This is a genomic window from Flavobacterium pasteuri (genome assembly GCF_048286615.1).
Taxonomy (GTDB): Bacteria; Bacteroidota; Bacteroidia; order Flavobacteriales; family Flavobacteriaceae; genus Flavobacterium.
The window spans coordinates 103649-125727 of record NZ_JBLVPN010000004.1 but is presented as its reverse complement, the minus strand read 5'-3'; the positions used below and the strand labels follow the sequence as shown (position 1 = coordinate 125727).

The following is a 22079-nucleotide window of genomic DNA, read 5'->3' as shown; positions in this document are numbered from 1 at the left end:
TTAAAAAAAACCGGATAAGATTGTGAGAATCGTATCCGGTTTTCTTTTTTTTAATTTCTTGGCAAGAAAATTTCAGCCATCATACATCTGGCGCTACCTCCGCCACAAGCCTCAATGGTATCCAGACTTGAACTCAAAATTTCAGCATGCTTTTCTAATTGTTCTATTTGTTTTGGAGTTAGACTTTGATGAGCAGCTGCACTCATGACCAAATATATTTTATCATTTGCTCCACGAACTTCAAGCATATTACCCGCAAAATTATTCATTTGGGCCTCAGTGATCAAAATGATTTCTTTTCCATTTTCTTTTAGATTATCCAAAACCATTTTGCGCTCTTTTTTATCATCGATACAATCTGCACAAATGACTGCAAAAGTTTCTCCTAAGCACATCATCACATTGGTATGGTAAATCAGTTTTCGTTCTGAATCAACAGTTTGAAAAGCTTCAAAAATTACTGGTGCATAATCAAAATCTTCACAGAATTCGATAAATAATTCTTCATCAGCTCTGGGAGACAATGCGCAATACGCTTTAGCATTAACTCTGTCCAATAGCAAACTTCCAGTTCCTTCCAAGAAAAATCCATCTTCTTCAGCGGAAGTGTAATCTATAATATTATGAATTACAAAACCTTTTTCTTCCAATAAATCTAATATCTCTTCACGACGTTCGTGACGGCGATTTTCAGCAAACATTGGATATAAAGCTACATCACCATTCTCGTGAAAAGAAATCCAGTTGTTTGGGAAAATACTATCTGGAGTATCTGGATTCAACGTATCATCTACAACGGTAACATCTACACCAACTGCTGTTAGTTTTTCGACAAAAGCGTCAAATTCTTTTTGCGCTTTAGTATTTACAGTTGCGGGTAAAAGTCCGTCTAATACTTTTTGATAATAATTATTTACTGCCGTTTGTTCGTTCATTCTAAACGCAACCGGACGAATCATCAATATGGAATTTGTTGTTTGTTTCATATATTTTTAGTTTAAAGTTTAATAGTTTAAAGCTTAATGTTGAGCACCATTAAGCTTTAAACCTTAAACAAATATTTATTCTCTAATTAAAGGTAAGGTAGAACACCGTAATAATCCTTCTTGTTTTGCAATTTCTGCGTATGGAATTTCTTCAACCACAAAACCGTTTCCACGCAACCAATTGTTAAGTCTTGTAAAGTTTCTTTCAGAAACGACAATATTAGTATCAATAGAAAAAACATTAGAATTCATATTGTACATCTCTTCTCTGGTAATGTGAAATAAATTTTCTTTTCCAAAAAGATTTACCAGAAACAAATAATCTGCTTCTTCACGGAAACCATTTTTATAGATAATTCCTTTATCATTCCCTACCGGTTGAAAACAACAATCTAAATGCAATGCATTGTCGCGGGCTTCAATTTTAGATTTTACCAAATCAAATTCTTTAACAATTTTATTTGGGAACAAATCCTTAATATATTGCACTCCTTGCACATTCGTTCGTGCAGTAATATAATCTTTGTAATCACTACCTTTATAGGTTCCAATAAAAATATAATCGTTCCACAATATCACATCACCACCTTCTATGTGAACTTCCTCTGGAGGTCGCACCACTTTTTTAAGATCAACTTGGTCAATTATATATTGAATAGCATCTAATTCACGCTCTCTATCTGGTAAAATATTTGATTTCACAAAAAAGTCATCAATTACAAAACCAATATCTCTTGTAAATATTTGATTGTAATTTTCAATCATTTCCGGACGATAAACAATCACATCATATTTTTTTAGTACAGTATTAAATGCTTCCATTTCATTTATCATATCTTCCTCTAGAGGATATGTACCTGCTAAAATATGCTCTAATGATTTTGGATCGTAGGCATCTTCAACCTTTGGCGTAGGTCCATTATTGACCGCTGACCCTAGAACAACTGCTCTAAGCCTTGAAGTTTCATTCTTTATATTTAACTTTGACATGTATTATCGCTTTTGGCAAATATAAAAAAAGCTTCACTAATTAGTGAAGCTTTTTAAACTGATTTTATCTTTTATCTGTTGGTACAAAATCCCTTAAAGGGTGCCCTGTATAAACTTGTCTTGGCCTTCCGATAGGCTCCTTATTTTCACGCATTTCTTTCCATTGTGCGATCCAACCTGGCAAACGTCCTATTGCAAACATTACCGTAAACATATCTGTAGGAATTCCTAAAGCTCTGTAAATAATTCCAGAATAAAAATCTACGTTAGGATATAAATTTCTTGATTTGAAATACTCATCTTCTAAAGCTGATTCTTCGAGTTTCTTAGCGATCGCAAGAATTGGGTCTTCAACTCCCAAAGTTGCTAAAACTTCGTTAGCAGCTTTTTTTATAATTTTCGCCCTTGGATCAAAATTCTTATAGACTCTATGACCAAAACCCATCAATCTAAAAGGATCATTTTTGTCTTTGGCTTTAGCCATATATTTATCAGCGTCTCCACCATTTCTATGGATTTCTTCTAACATCTCAAGAACTGCTTGGTTTGCTCCTCCATGCAATGGCCCCCAAAGCGCAGAAACTCCAGCAGAAATGGATGCAAATAATCCTGCATGAGAAGAACCTACCATTCTCACTGTAGATGTAGAACAGTTTTGTTCATGATCTCCGTGAAGAATAAATAATTTATCTAATGCATCAATGACTACAGGATTTGCAGTGTAAGGTTCTGTAGGTAATTCAAACATTAAACGCATAAAGTTTTCTACATATCCTTTTGTATTATCATAATAATTCAAAGGATAACCCATGCTTTTTCTATACGTCCAAGTTGCTATAACCAAGAATTTACCCATAGTTTTACACACAGCCTCATACATTTCTTTCTCATTCTCAACATTAACCGATTTAGGGTTAAATGCTGTTAATGCACTTGTCAAAGCAGCTAAAACTCCCATTGGATGAGCGGTTTTAGGAAAACCATCAATTATGTTTTTCATTTCTTCGTTGACCAAAGTATATTTTCTAATATCGGTTTCAAATTGCGCTAACTGATCAACAGTAGGCAGTTCCCCAAAAATTAAAAGGTATGATACTTCTAGAAAATCTGCTTTCTCAGCTAAATCCTCAATTGAATATCCTCTGTATCGAAGGATTCCAAGCTCTCCATCTAAAAAAGTAATTTCACTTTTACAAGAACCTGAATTTTTATAACCTGGATCAAGTGTAATCACACCTGACAAATCACGTAATTTGTTAATATCAATGGCAACTTCATTTTCACTTCCTACAATGATCGGCAGTTCAAATTTTTTACCATCAATTTCTAATGTTGCTATTTTTGACATAATATAATTGAAAATAAACTTTTAAAATAATAATTTATCAAATCTAGGGAATTAAACACTAATTAAAAAGAGAATAATACAATGAAATTGTTAAATATTATAAAAAAAAACCACTCACAATACGTGAATGGCTTTAAATAAAAATATCATAAGAAATTATTTGATTTTGAAAGCGTTTTTACCAGGAAAATAAGCTGTATTTCCTAATTCTTCCTCAATTCTTAATAATTGATTGTATTTTGCCATACGATCAGAACGAGATGCTGAACCTGTTTTTATTTGACCACAGTTCAAAGCTACTGCTAAATCTGCAATTGTATTATCTTCAGTCTCTCCTGAACGGTGTGACATTACTGAAGTGTAGCCTGCATTTTTAGCCATATTAACAGCTGCAATAGTTTCAGTCAAAGTTCCAATTTGGTTTACTTTAATAAGGATTGAATTAGCGATTCCTTTCTCGATACCAGTAGACAAACGTGTTACATTTGTAACAAATAAATCATCACCTACTAACTGTACTTTATCTCCAATTTTCTCTGTAAGTAATTTCCATCCATCCCAGTCATTTTCATCCATTCCATCTTCAATAGAAATGATAGGATATTTAGCTACTAATTCAGCTAAATATTCTACTTGTTCAGCAGAAGATCTTACTTTACCAGTTTCTCCTTCAAATTTAGAATAATCGTATTTTCCATTTACATAAAACTCAGCAGAAGCACAATCCAAAGCAATCATGATTTCATCTCCAAAAGTATAACCCGCAGTTTCAACAGCTTTTTTGATAGTATCTAAAGCGTCTTCAGTTCCTCCAGCTAAATTTGGTGCAAAACCACCTTCATCACCTACTGCTGTAGAAAGTCCTCTATCATGTAACACTTTTTTCAAGCTATGAAAAATTTCAGTTCCCATTTGCATGGCATGTGAGAAAGAAGTTGCTTTCACAGGGAAAATCATGAATTCTTGAAACGCGATAGGCGCATCAGAATGTGATCCTCCATTGATGATATTCATCATTGGTACCGGCAACGTGTTTGCAGAAACACCACCTACATATCTGTATAAAGGCAATCCTAATTCATTAGCAGCAGCCTTTGCTACAGCTAGTGAAACACCTAAAATTGCATTTGCTCCTAAGTTTGATTTATTTGGAGTTCCATCTAAATCAATCATCATTTGATCAATTAGATTTTGTTCGAAAACTGAAACACCAACAAGTTCTTCAGAAATAATGGTATTCACATTTTTCACAGCACTCAAAACTCCTTTTCCAAGAAATGCTTTTCCTCCATCACGTAACTCAACTGCTTCATGTTCTCCAGTTGAAGCTCCAGATGGTACAGCTGCTCTTCCTAAAACACCATTGTCTGTAATTACATCTACTTCTATTGTAGGATTTCCTCTTGAATCGAAAATTTGTCTTGCGTGAATTTTGATAATAATACTCATATACTAAAATTTTAAATTTTAAAATACAAATATATTCTATCTTTTGGAATGATTTTATGAAAATAATGAATGTTATTAACGAAAACGTTATAATTTTTTGGCAAACAAAACATTTAAGCTCTTTTAAGAATTTATTTTTACATTATATGTTATTTTTTTCAATTCCTTTAAAATCTAATTCAGGGAATGCGTGCTACGTTAACTAAAAATTAATGACACTTACTTAAGCCTAAAACCAATTGATTTCAACAAACAAATCAACACAAACAACCTCATTATCAATTATATAAATTAAATTTATACAGCTTTTTTAAAACCAAAAAATCCACGTACTATTACAGCATTCCAGATTAGCAATTTTTATAATTCAATTTCTAAATTAAAAAATAAATAAGTGATGGAAGCTTTAAAAAACCTTAACAATTTAATGAATTCTAGTGAAATTGTAGCATTATTGAATAAAACGGCTTCTTCATTGGAAAATTCAACAGATTTAGACCCATTAATAGACTATATAGGAGATGCAAAATATGTCCTTTTAGGTGAAGCGTCACATGGCACACATGAATATTATACATGGAGAACTAAAATAACACAACGACTCATTCAGGAGAAAGGATTTTCATTTCTAGGAGTCGAAGGAGATTGGCCGGATTGCTATCGTTTAAATCGGTATGCAAAAGGATATTTAGATTCCGGGAAAGATATCTTTAGCGTTATAAATGAGTTTAAAAGATGGCCTACTTGGATGTGGGCAAATTGGGAAACAGCAGCATTCATAGATTGGCTCAAGGTATATAACGAAAGTTTTTCTGCTGATAAAAGAATAGGATTTTACGGATTGGATGTATACAGTTTTAGGGAATCTATGAATTCGATCATTCAATATTTAGAAAAAAAAATCCTAAAGCACTTGCAGTTGCTAAAACAGCCATTAAATATTTTGAGCCCTACAATTAAGACGAAGGGCAATCTTATGCCAGAGCCTCTTGCTACGCTCCAGAATTATGCGAGAAATAAATCCTACACATGCTTACGGAAATCATTAAAAATGTACCCAATTACAACCACAATGCAGAAAATGTTTTAAGCACAGAACAAAATGCATTTATTGCCAGAAATGCCGAAAAATATTATCGCACCATGATAAAAAGAGGTTCTGCCTCTTGGAACATTAGAGATAAACAAATAGAAGCCACCATACAGCGACTTATTAAATTCCATAAAAAAGATACAAGAATAATCGTTTGAGAGCACAACACCCTCATTGGCGATGAACGTGCTACAGATGTGGCCTCTGAAGGGATGGTAAACCTGGGACAGCTAATAAGAGAAAACAACATTTGAATGATGGAGTTGTTGCGGTAGGATTTGGCTCCTATAAAGGAAGTGTTGTTGCTGGCAGAGAATGGGGTGATTCGATACAAAAAAAAAGTTCCCGAAGCAGTTGTGGGCAGTTGGGAACATGCTTTTCATCTTGCTGGCAATGGCAAAAACAAATTATTATTAATTAATAAAGTAAAGGATGAAAAATGTCTTCCATCTTATATAGGACATCGTGCAATAGAAGTTGTCTACAATCCTCAACACGAAAGATTCGGAAATTATGTTCCCACAATAATGCCAAAAAGATAGGATGCTTTAATTTATTTAGATGAAACAAGTATATTACAACCCATACACATACTATCAGACAGAAACCAAATCCCGGAAACATATCCTTTTGGAATCTAATTATAATTAAAAAAAGTTTGACTTAATTAAAAGTCAAACCCTTTTTATTACTATTTAATTTTGAAATTAATTCTAATTTATCCTTTTATGTTCTCTATAAATTGATCAAACAAATAAGAAGAATCATGTGGTCCTGGACTTGCTTCCGGATGGTATTGAACTGAGAAACAATTTTTATTTTTCATGCGCATTCCTGCAACCGTTCCATCATTTAGATGAAGATGAGTAATCTCTAAATCAGGATGATTATCCAGTTCTTCCTTATTAACAGCAAAACCATGATTTTGAGAAGTTATTTCTCCTTTTCCAGTAATGATGTTTTTTACAGGATGATTTATCCCTCTGTGCCCATTAAACATTTTATAAGTTGAAATTCCGTTTGCCAAGCCAATCACTTGATGTCCCAAACAAATTCCGAACAAAGGTTTGTCATTTTCAAGGATTTCTTTTGCAACTTGAATTGCTCCAGAAAGCGGCTCTGGATCTCCAGGTCCATTAGATAAAAAGTAACCATCTGGATTAAATGCAGTTAAATCCAGATAAGAAGAATTAAAAGGAAATACTTTGATATAACAATCTCTTTTAGCAAGATTACGAAGGATATTCATTTTTATTCCTAAATCAAGTGCTGCGATTTTATACGTTGCATTTTCATCACCAAAAAAATAAGGCTCCGTTGTAGAAACTTTAGAGGCTAATTCTAGACCTTTCATATCTGGAACTTTTGCCAATGCAATTTTTAGTTCTTCAATAGAAGTTTCGTCTGTGCAAATTACAGCATTCATAGCTCCATTATCGCGAATATAACTTACAAGAGCACGTGTATCTACATCAGATATACAGATTAAGTTTTGTTTGATAAAATAATCTTCTAAACTCCCTGAAGCATCTTCGCGAGAATAATTGAAGCTGAAGTTTTTACAAACTAATCCTGATATTTTAATGCTTTGTGATTCAACTTCTGAATCGTTAACTCCATAATTTCCAATATGGGCATTGGTTGCTACCATCAATTGACCAAAATAGGAAGGGTCAGTGAATATTTCTTGATAGCCTGTCATTCCTGTGTTAAAACAAACCTCTCCAAAAGTGGTCCCACTTATCCCAATAGATTTTCCGTGGAAAATGGTTCCGTCACTTAATAGAAGAATTGCTTTTTGTCGTGTTGTATATTTCATTCTTTGATTTCTATTATTTTTTAATAGTCTCATGGAACTAGCAAAGCTCGTTTCATCTGTAGTTAAATATTGTGCAAATTTAATCCTTTAAACCAATGGATGCAAGTTTTTGAAATTTATTGTAAAATAAAAACATTCTTATCTAGCCCTGATGGAAATGGCATCCTTTTGCTTTTTCTTCAGAAGCAAAAGATGTAGTGAACAGCAGGACAATATGCAATTAAATCCCAAGGTTTTTGCTCCGAAAAAGTCAAAAAAAAAGGATAAACTATAAATAGTTTATCCTTGGTTTTTATTGAATGATTATTTTCATAATTACTCAGCAGTGTCTGTAGTTGTTTCAATTTCAGCAGCTGGAGCTTCAATAGCTTCATCTTTCTTAGCTTTACCACCACGACGGCTTTTTGCTTTTTTAACTTCTTTTTTACCCCCATTGTAAAGTTCATTGAAATCTACCAATTCGATCATTGCCATATCAGCATTATCTCCTAAACGATTTCCAACTTTAATGATACGTGTGTATCCACCTGGACGGTCTCCTACTTTAGCAGCTACGTCTCTGAACAAGTCAGTTACGGCATATTTGCTACGTAAGTAAGCAAAAACAATACGACGATTGTGAGTCGTATCTGCTTTAGATTTTGTTATAAGCGGCTCAACGAATTGTTTAAGCGCTTTTGCTTTAGCAACAGTAGTGTTAATACGTTTGTGCTCGATAAGAGAACAAGCCATATTAGCTAACATAGATTTTCTATGTGCAGTCTGTCTGCTTAAGTGATTGAATTTTTTTCCGTGTCTCATTGCTATGTAAATTTAAACCTTGCGGCTTAGATTATTCTTTATCTAGTTTGTATTTTGCTAAATCCATACCGAAGTTCAAATTTTTAACTGCTACAAGTTCATCAAGCTCAGTTAAAGATTTTTTACCGAAATTACGGAATTTCATTAGGTCATTTTTATTGAACGATACTAAATCACCAAGTGTATCAACTTCAGCCGCTTTCAAACAATTTAGAGCTCTTACAGAAAGATCCATATCAACAAGCTTAGTTTTAAGCAATTGTCTCATATGTAATGATTCTTCATCATATGATTCTGTTTGTGCAATTTCGTCAGCCTCGAGTGTAATTCTTTCGTCAGAGAACAACATGAAATGGTGAATTAAAACTTTTGCAGCTTCAGTAAGAGCATCTTTTGGATTGATAGAACCATCAGTTTTTATTTCAAAAACTAATTTTTCATAATCTGTTTTTTGCTCTACACGGAAGTTTTCAATAGCATATTTTACATTTTTTACCGGAGTAAAAATTGAATCTGTAAAAATAGTTCCAATTGCAGCATTCTGTTTTTTGTTCTCTTCAGCAGGAACATAACCTCTACCTTTTTCGATAGTTAAATCGAAATTAAGTTTGATTTTACTGTCTAAATTACAGATAACTAGTTCTGGGTTCAAAACCTGGAAACCTGAAATAAATTTTTGAAAATCACCAGCTGTTAATTGGTCTTTACCTGAAACAGAAATAGTAACTGATTCATTATCGATATCTTCAATTTGACGTTTGAAACGAACTTGTTTAAGATTAAGGATAATTTCGGTAACGTCTTCAACAACTCCTGAAATAGTAGAAAACTCATGATCTACACCTTCAATGCGAACAGATGTTATTGCATAACCTTCTAATGCTGAAAGCAAAACTCTTCTAAGTGCATTACCAACGGTCAATCCGTAACCAGGTTCTAAAGGTCTGAATTCAAACTTACCTTCAAAATCGGTTGAATCGATCATGATAACTTTATCGGGCTTCTGAAAATTAAATATTGCCATAAATTTCGACTAAGTCAATTATTATTTGTTGTACAACTCTACGATTAATTGTTCTTTAATGTTTTCTGGAATTTGAAGTCTCGCAGGTACAGAAACGAATGTTCCTTCTTTGATATCATTGTTCCAAGTAATCCATTCATAAACATGACTTGAATTAGATAAAGAACGTTCGATAGCTTCTAATGACTTAGATTTTTCACGAACTGCAACTTTGTCACCAGGTCTAAGGTGGTAAGAAGGAATATTAACTACTTCACCGTTAACTGTGACGTGTCTGTGAGAAACGATTTGACGTGCACCTCTTCTAGAAGGAGCGATACCCATTCTAAAAACAACATTATCCAATCTTGCTTCACACAACTGTAATAAAACCTCACCAGTAACTCCTTTGGTAGCTGATGCTTTTTTGAACAATCCTCTGAATTGTTTTTCTAAAATTCCATAAGAATATTTAGCTTTTTGCTTTTCCATTAACTGAATAGCAAACTCAGATTTTTTTCCTCTTTTTTTAGCCATCCCGTGTTGCCCAGGAGGATAATTTCTTTTTTCGAAAGCTTTATCGTCTCCGAAAATCGCTTCGCCAAATTTACGAGCGATTCTTGTACTAGGACCAGTATATCTTGCCATTTTAAATTGTTTAAGATTGAGATTATGAATTCAGGTCTGATCCTTCAATAATCGATATACAATCTTGGTTATACTATATTTTTTTGAGTATTAAACTCTACGTCTTTTAGGAGGACGACATCCATTGTGAGGCATTGGAGTAACATCGATAATCTCAGTCACTTCAATTCCACCGTTATGCAAAGAACGGATAGCTGACTCACGTCCGTTTCCTGGTCCTTTTACATAAACCTTTACTTTTTTAAGTCCAGCTTCAAGAGCTACTTTACTACAATCTTCTGCTGCCATTTGGGCTGCGTATGGAGTGTTCTTTTTAGAACCTCTAAAACCCATTTTACCAGCTGAAGACCAAGAAATAACCTCACCTTTTTTGTTTGTCAAAGAAATGATGATATTGTTAAAAGTAGCAGAAATATGAGCTTCTCCCGTTGATTCAACGATAACTTTACGTTTTTTTGCAGTTGCTTTAGCCATATTACTTATTATTTAGTTGCTTTTTTCTTGTTGGCAACAGTTTTTCTCTTACCTTTTCTTGTTCTAGAGTTATTCTTAGTTCTTTGTCCTCTTAAAGGAAGACCAGTTCTATGACGTATACCTCTATAACACCCAATATCCATTAAACGCTTGATGTTTAAAGAAACCTCAGAACGTAATTCTCCTTCAATTTTGAAAGCTGACACTGCTTCACGAATTGCTCCGATCTCATCATCATTCCAGTCTTGAACTTTTTTATCTTGGCTAACTTGAGCTTTTTCTAAAATCTCAATAGCTCTACTGCTTCCTAATCCGAAGATGTAGGTAAGTGCTATAACACCTCTCTTATTTTTTGGGATATCTACCCCTGCTATTCTTGCCATAATTATCCTTGTCTTTGTTTAAATCTAGGATTCTTTTTGTTTATTACGTACAATCTCCCTTTTCTTCGCACAATTTTGCACTCGGGACTTCTCTTTTTTACTGAAGCTCTAACTTTCATTTTGAATATCCTTTAATATCTATAAGTAATTCTTGCTTTTGACAAATCGTAAGGGCTCATTTCTAGTTTCACTTTATCACCAGGTAATAATTTGATGTAATGCATACGCATTTTTCCAGATATATGGGCGATTACAATATGTCCATTTTCTAACTCTACACGGAACATAGCATTTGATAATGCTTCAATGATAGATCCGTCTTGTTCTATTGCTGATTGTTTTGCCATAAGTTAAGCTACTGCTTTTCTATTTTTACCACTTTTCATCAAACCATCATAATGTTTATTCAACAAGTATGAATTAATTTGCTGCATTGTGTCTATGGCAACTCCAACCATAATTATTAATGAAGTACCTCCAAAAAACATTGCCCAAGATTGTTGAACATCCATAAGACTCACAACAATTGCTGGGAACACAGCTATCAAAGCAAGAAATAAAGATCCTGGAAAAGTTATCAAAGACATCACTTTGTCAAGATAATCAGAAGTTTCAACTCCTGGTCTGATACCCGGAATAAAACCACCACTTCTCTTTAAATCATCAGACATTTTATTAGTAGGAACTGTGATTGCAGTGTAAAAGAAAGTAAATACAATTATTAAAGTTGCAAATACAAAATTATACCAAAAACCGAACATATTACTAAAAGCGCCAACAATTGATTGTGATGCATCTGATTTAGACAAACCTGCTAAGGCTGCCGGAATAAACATAATTGCTTGCGCAAAAATTATTGGCATAACCCCAGAAGCATTAAGCTTCAAAGGAATCCATTGTCTGTTTCCACCCAACATGTCTTGTTCAAAATCACCTGATGTTGTACGACGAGCATATTGAACAGGAATTTTCCTGATCGCCATAACCAATAGCACACAACAAATGATAACTAATAACCAAATGATAATTTCAATAACCAACAACATCGGTCCACCATTATTATTGGTAACTCTTGTTGTAAACTCTTGAATAAAAGCTTGAGGTAATCTAGCCAAAATTCCAACCATGATTAACAAAGAAATACCATTTCCAATTCCTTTATCAGTAATTTTTTCTCCTAACCACATGGCAAAAATTGTACCTGTAACTAAAATAACTACTGATGAAAATAAAAATTCAAATGAATTGAATCCCAATAAAAATGCATTACTAGGTAATGTTCTATATAAATTATAGATATAAGTTGGACCTTGAACTAAAGTAATTCCTATTGTCAACCAACGAGTAATTTGATTAATCTTTTTTCTACCGCTTTCTCCATCGCTTTGAAGTTTTTGTAAATAAGGAATCGCAATTCCCATTAACTGAACAACAATCGAAGCAGAAATATAAGGCATAATTCCTAAAGCAAAAACAGAAGCTTGAGAAAATGCACCTCCAGTAAACATGTCAAGAATTGAACCAATTCCTTCTTTAGTTTGCCCAGCTAAATTACCTAACTGTGTAGCATCAATACCTGGCAGGGTTACTTGAGCCCCAAAACGATAAACTAAAAGCAAACCCAATGTTATTAGGATTCTATTTTTCAGTTCCTCGATTTTCCAAACATTACTTATTGATTCAATAAATTTCTTCATATTAATTGAAAAATTACATTGTTACAGCTTCTCCACCAGCAGCTTCAATAGCAGCTTTTGCAGTAGCAGTAAATTTGTGAGCGGTTACTTTTAATTTTGCTGTCAATTCACCTCTACCTAAAATCTTAACGATTTCATTTTTAGTAGCTAAACGATTAGCAACATAAACTGTCATATCAACAGTATCTTTAATAACACCATTATCAACTAAAAGTTGAAGTGTATCAAGATTTACACCTTCGTAATCTTTACGATTGATGTTTGTAAAACCAAACTTAGGCACACGTCTTTGAAGTGGCATTTGCCCACCCTCAAAACCAATCTTTTTAGAATAACCAGAACGAGATTTTGCTCCTTTGTGACCTCTTGCAGAAGTACCACCTTTTCCAGAACCTTCTCCTCTACCTAATCTTTTATTTTGATTGTGTGTAGAACCTTCAGCAGGTTGTAAGTTACTTAAATTCATAACAGTATTTGTTATTTAGCTTCTTCAACAGAAACTAAGTGTTTAACTTTATTTATCATCCCAAGGATTGTAGGGTTTGAATCATGCTCTACAACTTGTCCCATTTTACGTAGACCTAAAGCTTCTAATCCTCTTTTTTGAGTAAGGGGACAGTTGATTTTGCTTCTAACTTGTTTTACTAATAATTTAGCCATAATTTCCTTGAATTAACCTTTAAAAACTTTTTCTAAAGAAACACCTCTTTGTTTTGCAACAGTAAAAGCGCTTCTCATTTGTAATAAAGCATCAAAAGTTGCTTTCACTACGTTGTGAGGATTTGAAGATCCTTGAGATTTAGATAATACATCATGAATTCCTACTGATTCAAGAACTGAACGAACAGCTCCACCAGCAATAACTCCTGTACCATGAGAGGCAGGAATTAAGAAAACACGTGCACCACCAAATTTACCTTTTTGTTCGTGAGGAACTGATTGACCATTCAAAGGAATTTTTACTAAATTTTTCTTAGCATCTTCTACTGCTTTCGCAATTGCTTCAGAAACGTCTTTAGATTTTCCTAATCCGTGTCCAACTACTCCATTTTCATCACCTACAACTACAATAGCAGAAAAACCAAAAGCTCTACCCCCCTTTGTAACCTTAGTAACACGATTTACACTTACCAAACGATCTTTTAATTCAAGACCACTTGGTTTTACTAACTCTACATTCTTGTATTTACTATTAGACATACTATATTAGAATTTAAGTCCAGCCGCTCTTGCGCCTTCTGCTAATGATTTAATACGACCGTGATATAAATAACCTCCTCTATCGAAAGTCACTACGTCTATCCCAGCTTTTAAAGCTTTTTCAGCAACTAGTTTTCCAACTGCTGTAGCAACTTCAATGTTCGTACCGTTACCTATTTCTTTTTCTCTTGAAGAAGCTGCCAATAAAGTAACTCCGTTTACGTCATCAATTAATTGAGCATAAATTTCTTTGTTACTTCTAAATACAGATAGTCTTGGATTAGTAGCAGTACCACTAATTGTTTTTCTAATTCTGAATCTAATTCGTTGTCTTCTTTCAGGTTTTGTTAATGACATAATCTTATTTTTTAAGCTGATTTACCTGCTTTTCTTCTTAATACTTCACCTACAAATTTAACACCTTTTCCTTTGTACGGCTCAGGCTTACGGAAACCTCTGATTTTCGCAGCTACTTGACCTAAAAGTTGTTTGTCAAATGATGTTAATTTAACAATTGGATTTTTACCTTTTTCAGATATTGTTTCTAACGTTACTTCTGGAGCAACTTCTAAAACAATATTGTGAGAATATCCAAGAGCTAAATCTAACTTTTGTCCTTGATTTGAAGCTCTATAACCAACTCCTACCAACTCTAAAGATTTAGTAAAACCTTCGTTTACACCAATAATCATGTTGTTGATTAAAGATCTATATAAACCGTGTTTTGCTCTTTGGTCTTTGTGATCAGACGATCTATCAACTTGAACTTGACCGTCTTCAACTGTTACAGTAACGTCCGAAAACTCCTGTGTAAGTTGACCATTTTTTCCTTTTACTGTAATAATACCATTTGCAACTTCAACAGTTACACCAGCAGGGATTACAACCGGATTTTTACCTATTCTTGACATCTTCTACTATTTTAATGATTAGTAAACGTAACAAATTACTTCACCACCAACATTTAATTGTTTGGCTTTCTTTCCTGTCATCAAACCTTTTGATGTAGAAACGATAGCAATTCCTAATCCGTTAAGGATTCTAGGAATTGATGAAGAAGCTGAATACTTACGTAAACCTGGTTTACTAATTCTTTGGATATCTTTAATTACAGACTCTTTAGTATCTTTATCATACTTCAAAGCGATTTTGATTGAACCCTGAACAGCGTTGTCTTCAAATTTGTAACTTAAGATATAACCTTGATCAAATAAGATCTTAGTTATTTCTTTTTTTAGATTAGATGCAGGAATCTCAACAACTTTGTGGTTTGCAGCCACAGCGTTACGAACTCTTGTCAAATAATCTGCAATAGGATCTGTATACATGTGTATTAATTTGCGGTTATGGTTTTCATAGGATACTCATCCTATGAACCTTTAACCAATTTATAAATGTGTTTGTATTGACGTAACTTTAGTTACAGTCTACCAAGATGCTTTTTTAACACCTGGGATTAACCCGTTATTTGCCATCTCACGAAATGTAACACGTGAAATACCAAATTGACGCATATATCCTCTTGGTCTACCAGTTAATTTACAACGATTGTGCAAACGAACAGGAGAAGCATTTTTCGGTAATTTTTGCAAACCTACGAAATCTCCAGCTTCTAACAAAGCTTTTCTTTTCTCAGCATACTTTGCTACAGTTTTTTCTCTCTTAACCTCACGGGCTTTCATTGATTCTTTAGCCATATCTTAATTCTTTTTAAAAGGTAAACCTAATTCAGCCAATAGTGATTTTGCTTCTTTATCAGTTTTTGCAGAAGTAACAAAAGATATATCCATTCCTGATATTTTGTTTACTTTATCAATATCAATTTCTGGGAAAATGATTTGCTCCAAAACACCAAGATTATAATTACCTCTTCCGTCAAAACCAGTAGCTTTAATTCCACTAAAATCTCTAACACGCGGTAAAGCAGAAGTGATAAGTCTATCTAAAAACTCATACATTCTTTCTCCACGCAAAGTAACTTTTGCTCCAATAGGCATCCCTTTTCTCAATTTGAATGACGCAACGTCTTTCTTTGAGATTGTAGATACTGCTTTCTGTCCAGTGATCTTTGTTAACTCATCAACTGCATAGTCGATTAGTTTTTTATCAGATACAGCTGCACCAACTCCTTTACTTAAAACGATTTTTTCCAATTTTGGAACTTGCATTACGTTTACGTATCCGAATTCCTCTTTAAGAGCAGCGATTACTCTGCTCTTATATTCTTCTTTTAGTCTAGGTATATACGCCATTACTATAGTACTTGATTAGATTTTTTTGAAAATCTTACTTTCTTATCTCCTTCAACTCTAATTCCTACTCTAGTTGTTTCCTTAGTTTTAGGATCAATTAAAGAAATATTAGATATTTGTATAGAAGCTTCTTTCTTTACGATACCACCTTGAGGGCTTTTTGCACTAGGTTTCGTATGTTTTGAAACCATGTTAACACCTTCAACTATCGCTTTGTTTTTCTCGCGGTAAACACGTAAAACTTTACCTTCAGCACCTTTATGGTCTCCAGCAATTACTCTTACAATGTCACCTGTTTTTATTTTTAGCTTTATCATCTTAAAACGAATTAAAGCACTTCTGGTGCTAATGATACAATTTTCATGAATTGTTTTTCACGAAGTTCTCTTGCTACCGGACCAAAAACACGAGTTCCTCTCATTTCACCAGCAGCATTTAATAACACACATGCGTTGTCATCAAATCTAATGTATGAACCATCGGCTCTTCTTACTTCTTTTTTGGTACGTACAACAACTGCAGTTGAAACAGCTCCTTTTTTAACGCTTCCGTTAGGAGCAGTATCTTTGATAGAAACTACAATCTTGTCACCAACAGAGGCATACCTTCTTTTGGTACCTCCTAAAACACGGATAGTTAAAACTTCCTTTGCTCCAGTGTTATCTGCTACTTTTAGTCTTGATTCTTGTTGTACCATAATTATTTAGCTCTTTCTAGGATTTCAACTAACCTCCAACATTTTGTTTTACTCATAGGACGCGTTTCACTAATCCTTACAGTATCTCCAATGTTACAGTCGTTCTTTTCGTCGTGTGCGTGATACTTTTTAGTTTTCAACACGAACTTACCGTATAATGGGTGCTTTACTTTACGCACTTCAGCAACTACAATAGATTTATCCATTTTGTCTGAAGTAACAACACCAACTCTTTCTTTTCTTAAATTTCTTTTTTCTTCCATCTTTCAGCAGATTACAATTATTGCAACTCTCTTTTAGTAAGTTCCGTAGCTAATCTTGCAACTGTTCTTCTTACACTTCTAATTTGAAGTGGGTTCTCAATTGGAGAAATAGCGTGAGCCATTTTTAGGTCGGCATATGCCTTCTTAGTCTGGCTAAGTTTTTCTTGCAACTCCGCTGCAGAAAGATCTTTTATTTCTGATTGTTTCATAATATAATATAAATTATGCTTCGAAATCTCTAGCAACGACGAATTTAGTTTTTACTGGAAGTTTTTGAGCTGCAAGACGTAACGCCTCTTTTGCAACTGACAAAGGTACTCCTCCAACTTCAAACATAATTCTTCCGGGTTTAACAACAGCAGCCCAATACTCAACTGCACCTTTACCTTTACCCATACGTACCTCAAGAGGTTTCTTAGTGATAGGTTTGTCTGGAAATATTTTGATCCATAATTGTCCTTCTCTTTTCATAAAACGAGTTGCAGCAATACGCGCAGCTTCGATTTGACGAGAGGTTAAGAACATTCCATCTTCATGTACAGATTTAATACCAAACATTCCATTAGAAAGTTCATGCCCTCTTTGAGAGTTCCCTTTCATTTTACCTTTTTGTACCTTACGGTATTTTGTTCTTTTAGGCTGTAACATTTTTCTTTAGTTTAAAAATTTACTTTCGTTTACGAGCGTCTGGTTTTCCACCTTTATTAAAAGGTTTTCTGTCTCCTCTAGGAGAATCACCACCTTTACCACCAGCACCAGATTGTTTTTTGTCCATTCCGGCAAGTGGAGAAAGATCTCTCTTTCCATAAACTTCACCTTTCATGATCCACACTTTGATTCCCATTCTACCATAAGTAGTATGAGCTTCAGCCAAAGCATAATCAATATCAGCTCTGAAAGTTGATAGAGGAATTCTACCTTCTTTGAAACCTTCTGAACGAGCCATCTCTGCACCATTCAAACGACCGGAAATCAAAACTTTGATACCTTCAGCGTTCATACGCATAGAAGCAGCAATAGCCATTTTGATTGCACGTCTGTAAGAAATACGGCTTTCGATTTGACGACAGATGCTTGTAGCAACTAGATACGCGTCAAGTTCAGGTCTTTTAATTTCAAAGATGTTGATTTGAACCTCTTTGTCAGTAATTTTCTTAAGTTCTTCTTTTAACTTATCTACCTCTTGTCCACCTTTTCCGATAATAATACCAGGTCTAGCAGTAGTGATAGTAACGGTTACAAGTTTTAAAGTTCTCTCGATGATTACTTTTGATACACTAGCTTTTGATAAACGAGCATGGATATACTTTCTGATTTTGTGATCTTCGGCAAGTTTATCACCGTAATCATTTCCACCATACCAGTTTGAGTCCCATCCTCTGATGATACCAAGTCTATTTCCAATTGGATTTGTCTTTTGTCCCATGCTGCTTAAGAATTGCTTTGTGTGTTATTGATAGCTCCAAGCACGATTGTTACGTGGTTAGAACGTTTTCTTATTCTGTGTGCTCTTCCTTGTGGAGCTGGACGAAGTCTTTTTAACATCATTCCACCATCTACACGGATTTCCTTAACAAATAAACCAGCTTCTTCCATATTAGCGTCAGGGTTTTTAGCTTGCCAGTTGGCAATTACTGATAAAACCAATTTTTCTAATTTTCTTGAAGCTTCTTTAGAACTAAATCTTAAGATGTTAAGTGCTCTTTCTACCTTCTGACCTCTTACTAGATCTGCTACTAAGCGCATTTTTCTAGGTGAAGTAGGGCAGTTATTTAACTTTGCGAAGGCCAAAGACTTATTAGCCTCTTTTCTTGCATCTGCTGTTTCTCTTTTACGAACTCCCATTGCTTCTTATTTTTTACCTTTATTTTTTGCTCCAGCATGACCTCTAAAAGATCTAGTTGGTGAAAATTCTCCTAATTTGTGACCTACCATGTTTTCTGTTACGTAAACTGGTACAAATTGACGACCGTTATGAACTGCGATAGTTTGCCCAACAAAGTCTGGAGTAATCATAGAAGCTCTAGACCATGTCTTAACCACTCCTTTATTTCCACCTGCGATGTTTTCTTGAACTTTCTTGTCTAACTTATAATGAACGAAAGGTCCTTTTTTTAATGAACGTGCCATATCTTATTATTTCTTTCTACGTTCTACGATATACTTGTTACTCGGGTTTTTCTTAGAACGAGTTCTATAACCTTTAGCTGGTATTCCATTTCTTGAACGTGGATGTCCACCAGAAGAACGTCCTTCACCACCACCCATTGGGTGATCGACAGGGTTCATTGCAACAGGTCTTGTTCTAGGTCTTCTTCCTAACCATCTTGTTCTACCAGCTTTTCCTGATACAACTAATTGGTGGTCTGAATTAGAAACCGCTCCAATTGTAGCCGAACAAGTCAACAAGATTAATCTTGTTTCCCCAGAAGGCATTTTAATTGTAGCATATTTTCCATCTCTTGCCATTAATTGAGCAAATGTTCCAGCAGAACGAGCGATTACAGCTCCTTGTCCTGGTCTCAATTCGATACAAGAAATTACAGTTCCAAGTGGAACTCTACTTAAAGGTAAAGTATTACCAATTTCAGGTTGAGATTCTGGACCAGAAACTAATTTCTGACCAACTTTCAATCCGTTTTGAGCAATAACATAAGTTTTCTCACCATCAGCATAAGCTAACAATGCGATAAATGCAGTACGATTTGGATCATATTCGATTGATTTCACTGTAGCCGGAATTCCTTCTTTTGTACGTTTGAAATCAATAATACGATATCTCTGCTTGTGACCACCACCCGTATAACGCATGGTCATCTTTCCTTGACTATTTCTACCACCAGAGTTTTTTATCGGCGCTATCAAAGAGCGTTCCGGCTTATCAGTTGTAATGGCGTCATAACCATTCACAACTCTAAATCGCTGACCTGGGGTAATAGGTTTTAATTTTCTTACTGACATTTTATCTTAGATATTGTTGTAAAAATCAATTGTTTCTCCTTCTTGTACTTGAACAATTGCTTTTTTAATCGCATTTGTCTTTCCACTAATTAAACCACTTTTAGTGTATTTAGTAGTTCTATCCGGTCTTACGTTCATCGTATTAACACTCAAAATAGTTACTCCATAAGCAGCTTCAACAGCTTTCTTAATTTGCACTTTGTTTGCTTTTTTGTCAACAACGAATCCGAAGCGGTTTAAAACTTCACTTTCTTTGGTTACTTTTTCCGTTACTATAGGCTTAATTATGATGCTCATATCCTATTATTTACTTAAATTTTCTTCAATTATCTCCAAAGAACTCTCTAAAAGCACTAAATTATTAGCGTTCAATATAGCGTAAGTACTTAATTCTAAGCTACTTACTACGCTAGAGCCTTTTAAATTGCGTGACGACAAATATACATTTTTATTCGTATCACCCAACACAAACAGGGATTTTTTATTCTCTAACTCTAAAGCTTTCAAAACGTTGATGAAATTTTTAGTGTTTGGAGTTTCAAAATTAAAGTCTTCAAGAACGATAATATTCGACTCTTTTGCTTTAATTGAGAAAGCAGATTTTCTAGCCAAACGTTTCAAGCTTTTATTCAATTTAAATGAATAACTTCTTGGTCTTGGCCCAAAAACTGTTCCACCACCCTTAAACAATGGATTCTTTGCACTACCCGCACGAGCAGTACCAGTTCCTTTTTGTTTTTTTATTTTACGAGTACTTCCCGCTACTTCAGCTCTTTCTTTAGCTTTGTGCGTCCCTTGCCTTTGATTAGCAAGATATTGCTTAACATCAAGGTATACTGCGTGATTGTTTGGTTCTATACCAAATACTGAATCAGAAAGTTGAACTTTTCTTCCAGTATCTTTTCCGTTGAAATCTAATACTTTTGCTTCCATTACTTCTGAATGATTACATAAGAGTTGTTACATCCAGGAATACATCCTTTTATAACAAGTAGGTTCTTTTCAGCCACTACTTTTAAAACTCTAAGGTTTTGAACTTTTACATTATCTCCTCCCATACGTCCAGCCATACGCATTCCTTTGAATACTCTAGATGGATAAGAAGAAGCTCCTACAGAACCTGGCGCTCTTAAACGGTTGTGTTGACCGTGAGTTGCTTGACCAACACCACCAAAACCGTGACGTTTCACAACCCCTTGAAAACCTTTACCTTTAGACACACCCTGTACATCTACAAATTCTCCTTCTTGAAAAATAGAAACATCAATTAGATCTCCTAAATTTTGTTCTGTTGCGAAATCTCGGAATTCAACGACTTTTTTCTTAGCTACAGTTCCCGCTTTTTTAAAGTGACCTAAAGCCGCTTTTGTGGAATGTTTCTCGTTTTTGTCATCGAAACCAAGTTGCAACGCTTCGTACCCGTCAACACCTTTGGTTCTGACTTGGGTAACAACACATGGTCCAGCTTCGATTACTGTACAAGGAATATTCTTCCCGTTCTCGTCGAAAATGCTAGTCATGCCGATTTTTTTACCAATTAACCCAGACATAATTATTAATTATTAATTATTAAATATAAATATAGAACGCAGCATTTAAGCGAATCCTATTTTTTTAGTGGGTGCAAATGTATAACTTATTTACAAACAAACCAAAAAAATATTTTTCGCTTAAAAACAGCGTTCCTTTTTACTCTTAAACTACTTAAACTTTGATTTCAACTTCAACTCCACTTGGCAATTCAAGTTTCATTAAAGCATCAATAGTTTTAGATGAAGATGAATAAATGTCAATTAATCGCTTGTATGACATTACTTCAAATTGCTCTCTCGCTTTTTTGTTAACGTGTGGAGAACGAAGAACAGTGAAAAGTTTTTTGTGAGTTGGTAATGGAATTGGTCCTGTAACAACTGCACCGGTACTTTTTACCGTTTTTACAATCTTTTCAGCAGACTTATCTACTAACATGTGATCGTAAGATTTTAATTTTATTCTGATTTTTTGACTCATTTTCT

Annotated in this window: 37 protein-coding genes; 3 read left to right on the top strand and 34 right to left on the bottom strand. The window is 34.3% G+C overall.

What is annotated here, in order from left to right; all coding sequences use genetic code 11:
* Positions 1-50: 50 nt before the first annotated feature.
* The 4 genes from ctlX to eno form a co-directional block, all read right to left on the bottom strand.
* Positions 51-986 carry a citrulline utilization hydrolase CtlX gene (gene ctlX / locus ACNQF6_RS07555; protein WP_417964675.1) on the bottom strand — a complete coding sequence of 312 codons (936 nt, stop codon included), beginning with the start codon at positions 984-986 and terminating at the stop codon, positions 51-53.
* Positions 987-1061: 75 nt separating this feature from the next.
* Positions 1062-1976 (bottom strand): dimethylarginine dimethylaminohydrolase family protein, encoded by a 915-nt coding sequence (locus ACNQF6_RS07550; RefSeq protein WP_417964673.1) that lies wholly within the window; start codon positions 1974-1976, stop codon positions 1062-1064.
* 64 nt (positions 1977-2040) lie between these two features.
* Positions 2041-3324, bottom strand: coding sequence for a citrate synthase (locus ACNQF6_RS07545; RefSeq protein ID WP_417964671.1), 1284 nt, complete (start codon positions 3322-3324; stop codon positions 2041-2043).
* A gap of 156 nt (positions 3325-3480) precedes the next feature.
* The gene (eno, locus tag ACNQF6_RS07540; protein WP_417964669.1) at positions 3481-4773 is read right to left on the bottom strand and encodes a phosphopyruvate hydratase; all 1293 of its coding nucleotides are present in this window, start codon (positions 4771-4773) and stop codon (positions 3481-3483) included.
* 397 nt (positions 4774-5170) lie between these two features.
* Here eno and ACNQF6_RS07535 point away from each other — a divergent pair, with 397 nt between their 5' ends.
* The 3 genes from ACNQF6_RS07535 (at position 5171) to ACNQF6_RS07525 (ending at position 6408) form a co-directional block, all read left to right on the top strand.
* Positions 5171-5863, top strand: coding sequence for an erythromycin esterase family protein (locus ACNQF6_RS07535; protein WP_417964667.1), 693 nt, complete (start codon positions 5171-5173; stop codon positions 5861-5863).
* The gene (locus ACNQF6_RS07530; protein WP_417964665.1) at positions 5803-6024 is read left to right on the top strand and encodes an erythromycin esterase family protein; all 222 of its coding nucleotides are present in this window, start codon (positions 5803-5805) and stop codon (positions 6022-6024) included. The genes ACNQF6_RS07535 and ACNQF6_RS07530 overlap by 61 nt, the downstream gene beginning before the upstream one ends.
* 120 nt (positions 6025-6144) lie before the next feature.
* Positions 6145-6408: an erythromycin esterase family protein gene (locus ACNQF6_RS07525; RefSeq protein ID WP_417964663.1), complete on the top strand. Its 264-nt coding sequence runs from the start codon at positions 6145-6147 to the stop codon at positions 6406-6408.
* Between the two features lie 176 nt (positions 6409-6584).
* Here ACNQF6_RS07525 and carA read toward each other — a convergent pair whose 3' ends face one another.
* The 30 genes from carA to rpsJ all read right to left on the bottom strand — a co-directional run bounded on the left by carA (position 6585) and on the right by rpsJ (position 22074).
* Positions 6585-7685 (bottom strand): glutamine-hydrolyzing carbamoyl-phosphate synthase small subunit, encoded by a 1101-nt coding sequence (gene carA / locus ACNQF6_RS07520; protein WP_417964661.1) that lies wholly within the window; start codon positions 7683-7685, stop codon positions 6585-6587.
* Positions 7686-8000: 315 nt separating this feature from the next.
* A complete protein-coding gene (gene rplQ / locus ACNQF6_RS07515; protein ID WP_417964659.1) occupies positions 8001-8486 on the bottom strand; it encodes a 50S ribosomal protein L17 in 486 nt (161 codons plus the stop codon).
* Between the two features lie 31 nt (positions 8487-8517).
* On the bottom strand, positions 8518-9510 hold the full coding sequence (locus ACNQF6_RS07510) for a DNA-directed RNA polymerase subunit alpha (protein WP_039110214.1): 993 nt from the start codon (positions 9508-9510) through the stop codon (positions 8518-8520).
* Between the two features lie 21 nt (positions 9511-9531).
* Positions 9532-10137, bottom strand: a complete 606-nt coding sequence (gene rpsD, locus ACNQF6_RS07505) for a 30S ribosomal protein S4 (RefSeq protein WP_282711735.1) — start codon at positions 10135-10137, stop codon at positions 9532-9534.
* Between the two features lie 90 nt (positions 10138-10227).
* Complete coding sequence (gene rpsK / locus ACNQF6_RS07500; RefSeq protein ID WP_024981527.1) at positions 10228-10611, bottom strand: 30S ribosomal protein S11; 384 nt, start codon at positions 10609-10611, stop codon at positions 10228-10230.
* A gap of 8 nt (positions 10612-10619) precedes the next feature.
* Entirely contained in the window at positions 10620-10994 is a 375-nt protein-coding gene (gene rpsM / locus ACNQF6_RS07495; RefSeq protein ID WP_039110216.1) for a 30S ribosomal protein S13, read from the bottom strand.
* A 2-nt stretch (positions 10995-10996) separates the two neighbouring features.
* Positions 10997-11113 (bottom strand): type B 50S ribosomal protein L36, encoded by a 117-nt coding sequence (gene ykgO, locus ACNQF6_RS07490; RefSeq protein ID WP_008992256.1) that lies wholly within the window; start codon positions 11111-11113, stop codon positions 10997-10999.
* A 12-nt stretch (positions 11114-11125) separates the two neighbouring features.
* Positions 11126-11341, bottom strand: coding sequence for a translation initiation factor IF-1 (gene infA / locus ACNQF6_RS07485; RefSeq protein ID WP_007136545.1), 216 nt, complete (start codon positions 11339-11341; stop codon positions 11126-11128).
* Positions 11342-11344: 3 nt separating this feature from the next.
* Positions 11345-12691 (bottom strand): preprotein translocase subunit SecY, encoded by a 1347-nt coding sequence (gene secY / locus ACNQF6_RS07480; protein WP_099713440.1) that lies wholly within the window; start codon positions 12689-12691, stop codon positions 11345-11347.
* A 13-nt stretch (positions 12692-12704) separates the two neighbouring features.
* Positions 12705-13157 carry a 50S ribosomal protein L15 gene (gene rplO, locus ACNQF6_RS07475; protein WP_066081007.1) on the bottom strand — a complete coding sequence of 151 codons (453 nt, stop codon included), beginning with the start codon at positions 13155-13157 and terminating at the stop codon, positions 12705-12707.
* An 11-nt stretch (positions 13158-13168) separates the two neighbouring features.
* The gene (gene rpmD / locus ACNQF6_RS07470) at positions 13169-13351 is read right to left on the bottom strand and encodes a 50S ribosomal protein L30 (RefSeq protein WP_027310825.1); all 183 of its coding nucleotides are present in this window, start codon (positions 13349-13351) and stop codon (positions 13169-13171) included.
* Between the two features lie 12 nt (positions 13352-13363).
* Positions 13364-13891, bottom strand: coding sequence for a 30S ribosomal protein S5 (rpsE, locus tag ACNQF6_RS07465; RefSeq protein WP_417964656.1), 528 nt, complete (start codon positions 13889-13891; stop codon positions 13364-13366).
* A 6-nt stretch (positions 13892-13897) separates the two neighbouring features.
* A complete protein-coding gene (gene rplR / locus ACNQF6_RS07460; RefSeq protein WP_039110219.1) occupies positions 13898-14248 on the bottom strand; it encodes a 50S ribosomal protein L18 in 351 nt (116 codons plus the stop codon).
* Positions 14249-14259: 11 nt separating this feature from the next.
* On the bottom strand, positions 14260-14802 hold the full coding sequence (rplF, locus tag ACNQF6_RS07455; protein WP_282711763.1) for a 50S ribosomal protein L6: 543 nt from the start codon (positions 14800-14802) through the stop codon (positions 14260-14262).
* Between the two features lie 18 nt (positions 14803-14820).
* The gene (gene rpsH, locus ACNQF6_RS07450; protein WP_417964654.1) at positions 14821-15219 is read right to left on the bottom strand and encodes a 30S ribosomal protein S8; all 399 of its coding nucleotides are present in this window, start codon (positions 15217-15219) and stop codon (positions 14821-14823) included.
* A gap of 99 nt (positions 15220-15318) precedes the next feature.
* Positions 15319-15588 carry a 30S ribosomal protein S14 gene (rpsN, locus tag ACNQF6_RS07445; protein WP_026707007.1) on the bottom strand — a complete coding sequence of 90 codons (270 nt, stop codon included), beginning with the start codon at positions 15586-15588 and terminating at the stop codon, positions 15319-15321.
* 3 nt (positions 15589-15591) lie between these two features.
* Positions 15592-16143: a 50S ribosomal protein L5 gene (rplE, locus tag ACNQF6_RS07440; RefSeq protein WP_099713443.1), complete on the bottom strand. Its 552-nt coding sequence runs from the start codon at positions 16141-16143 to the stop codon at positions 15592-15594.
* A gap of 2 nt (positions 16144-16145) precedes the next feature.
* Positions 16146-16460: a 50S ribosomal protein L24 gene (gene rplX / locus ACNQF6_RS07435; RefSeq protein ID WP_282711769.1), complete on the bottom strand. Its 315-nt coding sequence runs from the start codon at positions 16458-16460 to the stop codon at positions 16146-16148.
* Between the two features lie 11 nt (positions 16461-16471).
* Complete coding sequence (rplN, locus tag ACNQF6_RS07430; RefSeq protein WP_026717863.1) at positions 16472-16840, bottom strand: 50S ribosomal protein L14; 369 nt, start codon at positions 16838-16840, stop codon at positions 16472-16474.
* Between the two features lie 2 nt (positions 16841-16842).
* On the bottom strand, positions 16843-17103 hold the full coding sequence (gene rpsQ, locus ACNQF6_RS07425; protein WP_039110222.1) for a 30S ribosomal protein S17: 261 nt from the start codon (positions 17101-17103) through the stop codon (positions 16843-16845).
* Between the two features lie 17 nt (positions 17104-17120).
* Positions 17121-17312: a 50S ribosomal protein L29 gene (gene rpmC / locus ACNQF6_RS07420; protein WP_035668115.1), complete on the bottom strand. Its 192-nt coding sequence runs from the start codon at positions 17310-17312 to the stop codon at positions 17121-17123.
* A gap of 13 nt (positions 17313-17325) precedes the next feature.
* Entirely contained in the window at positions 17326-17751 is a 426-nt protein-coding gene (gene rplP / locus ACNQF6_RS07415) for a 50S ribosomal protein L16 (protein ID WP_007803637.1), read from the bottom strand.
* A gap of 19 nt (positions 17752-17770) precedes the next feature.
* Positions 17771-18529, bottom strand: coding sequence for a 30S ribosomal protein S3 (rpsC, locus tag ACNQF6_RS07410; protein WP_035668118.1), 759 nt, complete (start codon positions 18527-18529; stop codon positions 17771-17773).
* 5 nt (positions 18530-18534) lie between these two features.
* Positions 18535-18948, bottom strand: coding sequence for a 50S ribosomal protein L22 (gene rplV / locus ACNQF6_RS07405; protein WP_113636701.1), 414 nt, complete (start codon positions 18946-18948; stop codon positions 18535-18537).
* A 6-nt stretch (positions 18949-18954) separates the two neighbouring features.
* Positions 18955-19233: a 30S ribosomal protein S19 gene (gene rpsS / locus ACNQF6_RS07400; RefSeq protein ID WP_007136562.1), complete on the bottom strand. Its 279-nt coding sequence runs from the start codon at positions 19231-19233 to the stop codon at positions 18955-18957.
* A 6-nt stretch (positions 19234-19239) separates the two neighbouring features.
* A complete protein-coding gene (gene rplB / locus ACNQF6_RS07395) occupies positions 19240-20064 on the bottom strand; it encodes a 50S ribosomal protein L2 (RefSeq protein ID WP_035668122.1) in 825 nt (274 codons plus the stop codon).
* A gap of 6 nt (positions 20065-20070) precedes the next feature.
* Entirely contained in the window at positions 20071-20361 is a 291-nt protein-coding gene (gene rplW / locus ACNQF6_RS07390) for a 50S ribosomal protein L23 (RefSeq protein ID WP_035668124.1), read from the bottom strand.
* A 6-nt stretch (positions 20362-20367) separates the two neighbouring features.
* Positions 20368-20997, bottom strand: a complete 630-nt coding sequence (gene rplD, locus ACNQF6_RS07385; RefSeq protein ID WP_035668126.1) for a 50S ribosomal protein L4 — start codon at positions 20995-20997, stop codon at positions 20368-20370.
* Positions 20997-21614, bottom strand: a complete 618-nt coding sequence (gene rplC / locus ACNQF6_RS07380; RefSeq protein WP_417964652.1) for a 50S ribosomal protein L3 — start codon at positions 21612-21614, stop codon at positions 20997-20999. Before rplC ends, rplD begins: the two co-directional genes overlap by 1 nt.
* 154 nt (positions 21615-21768) lie before the next feature.
* On the bottom strand, positions 21769-22074 hold the full coding sequence (gene rpsJ, locus ACNQF6_RS07375) for a 30S ribosomal protein S10 (RefSeq protein WP_011963470.1): 306 nt from the start codon (positions 22072-22074) through the stop codon (positions 21769-21771).
* Positions 22075-22079 lie beyond the last annotated feature (5 nt).

Coding starts and splice junctions, on each gene's coding strand:
- ctlX (WP_417964675.1), bottom strand. CDS start 986: ATGAAACAAACAACAAATTCCATATTGATGATTCGTCCGGTTGCGTTT.
- ACNQF6_RS07550 (WP_417964673.1), bottom strand. CDS start 1,976: ATGTCAAAGTTAAATATAAAGAATGAAACTTCAAGGCTTAGAGCAGTT.
- ACNQF6_RS07545 (WP_417964671.1), bottom strand. CDS start 3,324: ATGTCAAAAATAGCAACATTAGAAATTGATGGTAAAAAATTTGAACTG.
- eno (WP_417964669.1), bottom strand. CDS start 4,773: ATGAGTATTATTATCAAAATTCACGCAAGACAAATTTTCGATTCAAGA.
- ACNQF6_RS07535 (WP_417964667.1), top strand. CDS start 5,171: ATGGAAGCTTTAAAAAACCTTAACAATTTAATGAATTCTAGTGAAATT.
- ACNQF6_RS07530 (WP_417964665.1), top strand. CDS start 5,803: ATGCTTACGGAAATCATTAAAAATGTACCCAATTACAACCACAATGCA.
- carA (WP_417964661.1), bottom strand. CDS start 7,685: ATGAAATATACAACACGACAAAAAGCAATTCTTCTATTAAGTGACGGA.
- rplQ (WP_417964659.1), bottom strand. CDS start 8,486: ATGAGACACGGAAAAAAATTCAATCACTTAAGCAGACAGACTGCACAT.
- ACNQF6_RS07510 (WP_039110214.1), bottom strand. CDS start 9,510: ATGGCAATATTTAATTTTCAGAAGCCCGATAAAGTTATCATGATCGAT.
- rpsD (WP_282711735.1), bottom strand. CDS start 10,137: ATGGCAAGATATACTGGTCCTAGTACAAGAATCGCTCGTAAATTTGGC.
- rpsK (WP_024981527.1), bottom strand. CDS start 10,611: ATGGCTAAAGCAACTGCAAAAAAACGTAAAGTTATCGTTGAATCAACG.
- rpsM (WP_039110216.1), bottom strand. CDS start 10,994: ATGGCAAGAATAGCAGGGGTAGATATCCCAAAAAATAAGAGAGGTGTT.
- ykgO (WP_008992256.1), bottom strand. CDS start 11,113: ATGAAAGTTAGAGCTTCAGTAAAAAAGAGAAGTCCCGAGTGCAAAATT.
- infA (WP_007136545.1), bottom strand. CDS start 11,341: ATGGCAAAACAATCAGCAATAGAACAAGACGGATCTATCATTGAAGCA.
- secY (WP_099713440.1), bottom strand. CDS start 12,691: ATGAAGAAATTTATTGAATCAATAAGTAATGTTTGGAAAATCGAGGAA.
- rplO (WP_066081007.1), bottom strand. CDS start 13,157: ATGAATTTAAGTAACTTACAACCTGCTGAAGGTTCTACACACAATCAA.
- rpmD (WP_027310825.1), bottom strand. CDS start 13,351: ATGGCTAAATTATTAGTAAAACAAGTTAGAAGCAAAATCAACTGTCCC.
- rpsE (WP_417964656.1), bottom strand. CDS start 13,891: ATGTCTAATAGTAAATACAAGAATGTAGAGTTAGTAAAACCAAGTGGT.
- rplR (WP_039110219.1), bottom strand. CDS start 14,248: ATGTCATTAACAAAACCTGAAAGAAGACAACGAATTAGATTCAGAATT.
- rplF (WP_282711763.1), bottom strand. CDS start 14,802: ATGTCAAGAATAGGTAAAAATCCGGTTGTAATCCCTGCTGGTGTAACT.
- rpsH (WP_417964654.1), bottom strand. CDS start 15,219: ATGTATACAGATCCTATTGCAGATTATTTGACAAGAGTTCGTAACGCT.
- rpsN (WP_026707007.1), bottom strand. CDS start 15,588: ATGGCTAAAGAATCAATGAAAGCCCGTGAGGTTAAGAGAGAAAAAACT.
- rplE (WP_099713443.1), bottom strand. CDS start 16,143: ATGGCGTATATACCTAGACTAAAAGAAGAATATAAGAGCAGAGTAATC.
- rplX (WP_282711769.1), bottom strand. CDS start 16,460: ATGATAAAGCTAAAAATAAAAACAGGTGACATTGTAAGAGTAATTGCT.
- rplN (WP_026717863.1), bottom strand. CDS start 16,840: ATGGTACAACAAGAATCAAGACTAAAAGTAGCAGATAACACTGGAGCA.
- rpsQ (WP_039110222.1), bottom strand. CDS start 17,103: ATGGAAGAAAAAAGAAATTTAAGAAAAGAAAGAGTTGGTGTTGTTACT.
- rpmC (WP_035668115.1), bottom strand. CDS start 17,312: ATGAAACAATCAGAAATAAAAGATCTTTCTGCAGCGGAGTTGCAAGAA.
- rplP (WP_007803637.1), bottom strand. CDS start 17,751: ATGTTACAGCCTAAAAGAACAAAATACCGTAAGGTACAAAAAGGTAAA.
- rpsC (WP_035668118.1), bottom strand. CDS start 18,529: ATGGGACAAAAGACAAATCCAATTGGAAATAGACTTGGTATCATCAGA.
- rplV (WP_113636701.1), bottom strand. CDS start 18,948: ATGGGAGTTCGTAAAAGAGAAACAGCAGATGCAAGAAAAGAGGCTAAT.
- rpsS (WP_007136562.1), bottom strand. CDS start 19,233: ATGGCACGTTCATTAAAAAAAGGACCTTTCGTTCATTATAAGTTAGAC.
- rplB (WP_035668122.1), bottom strand. CDS start 20,064: ATGTCAGTAAGAAAATTAAAACCTATTACCCCAGGTCAGCGATTTAGA.
- rplW (WP_035668124.1), bottom strand. CDS start 20,361: ATGAGCATCATAATTAAGCCTATAGTAACGGAAAAAGTAACCAAAGAA.
- rplD (WP_035668126.1), bottom strand. CDS start 20,997: ATGGAAGCAAAAGTATTAGATTTCAACGGAAAAGATACTGGAAGAAAA.
- rplC (WP_417964652.1), bottom strand. CDS start 21,614: ATGTCTGGGTTAATTGGTAAAAAAATCGGCATGACTAGCATTTTCGAC.
- rpsJ (WP_011963470.1), bottom strand. CDS start 22,074: ATGAGTCAAAAAATCAGAATAAAATTAAAATCTTACGATCACATGTTA.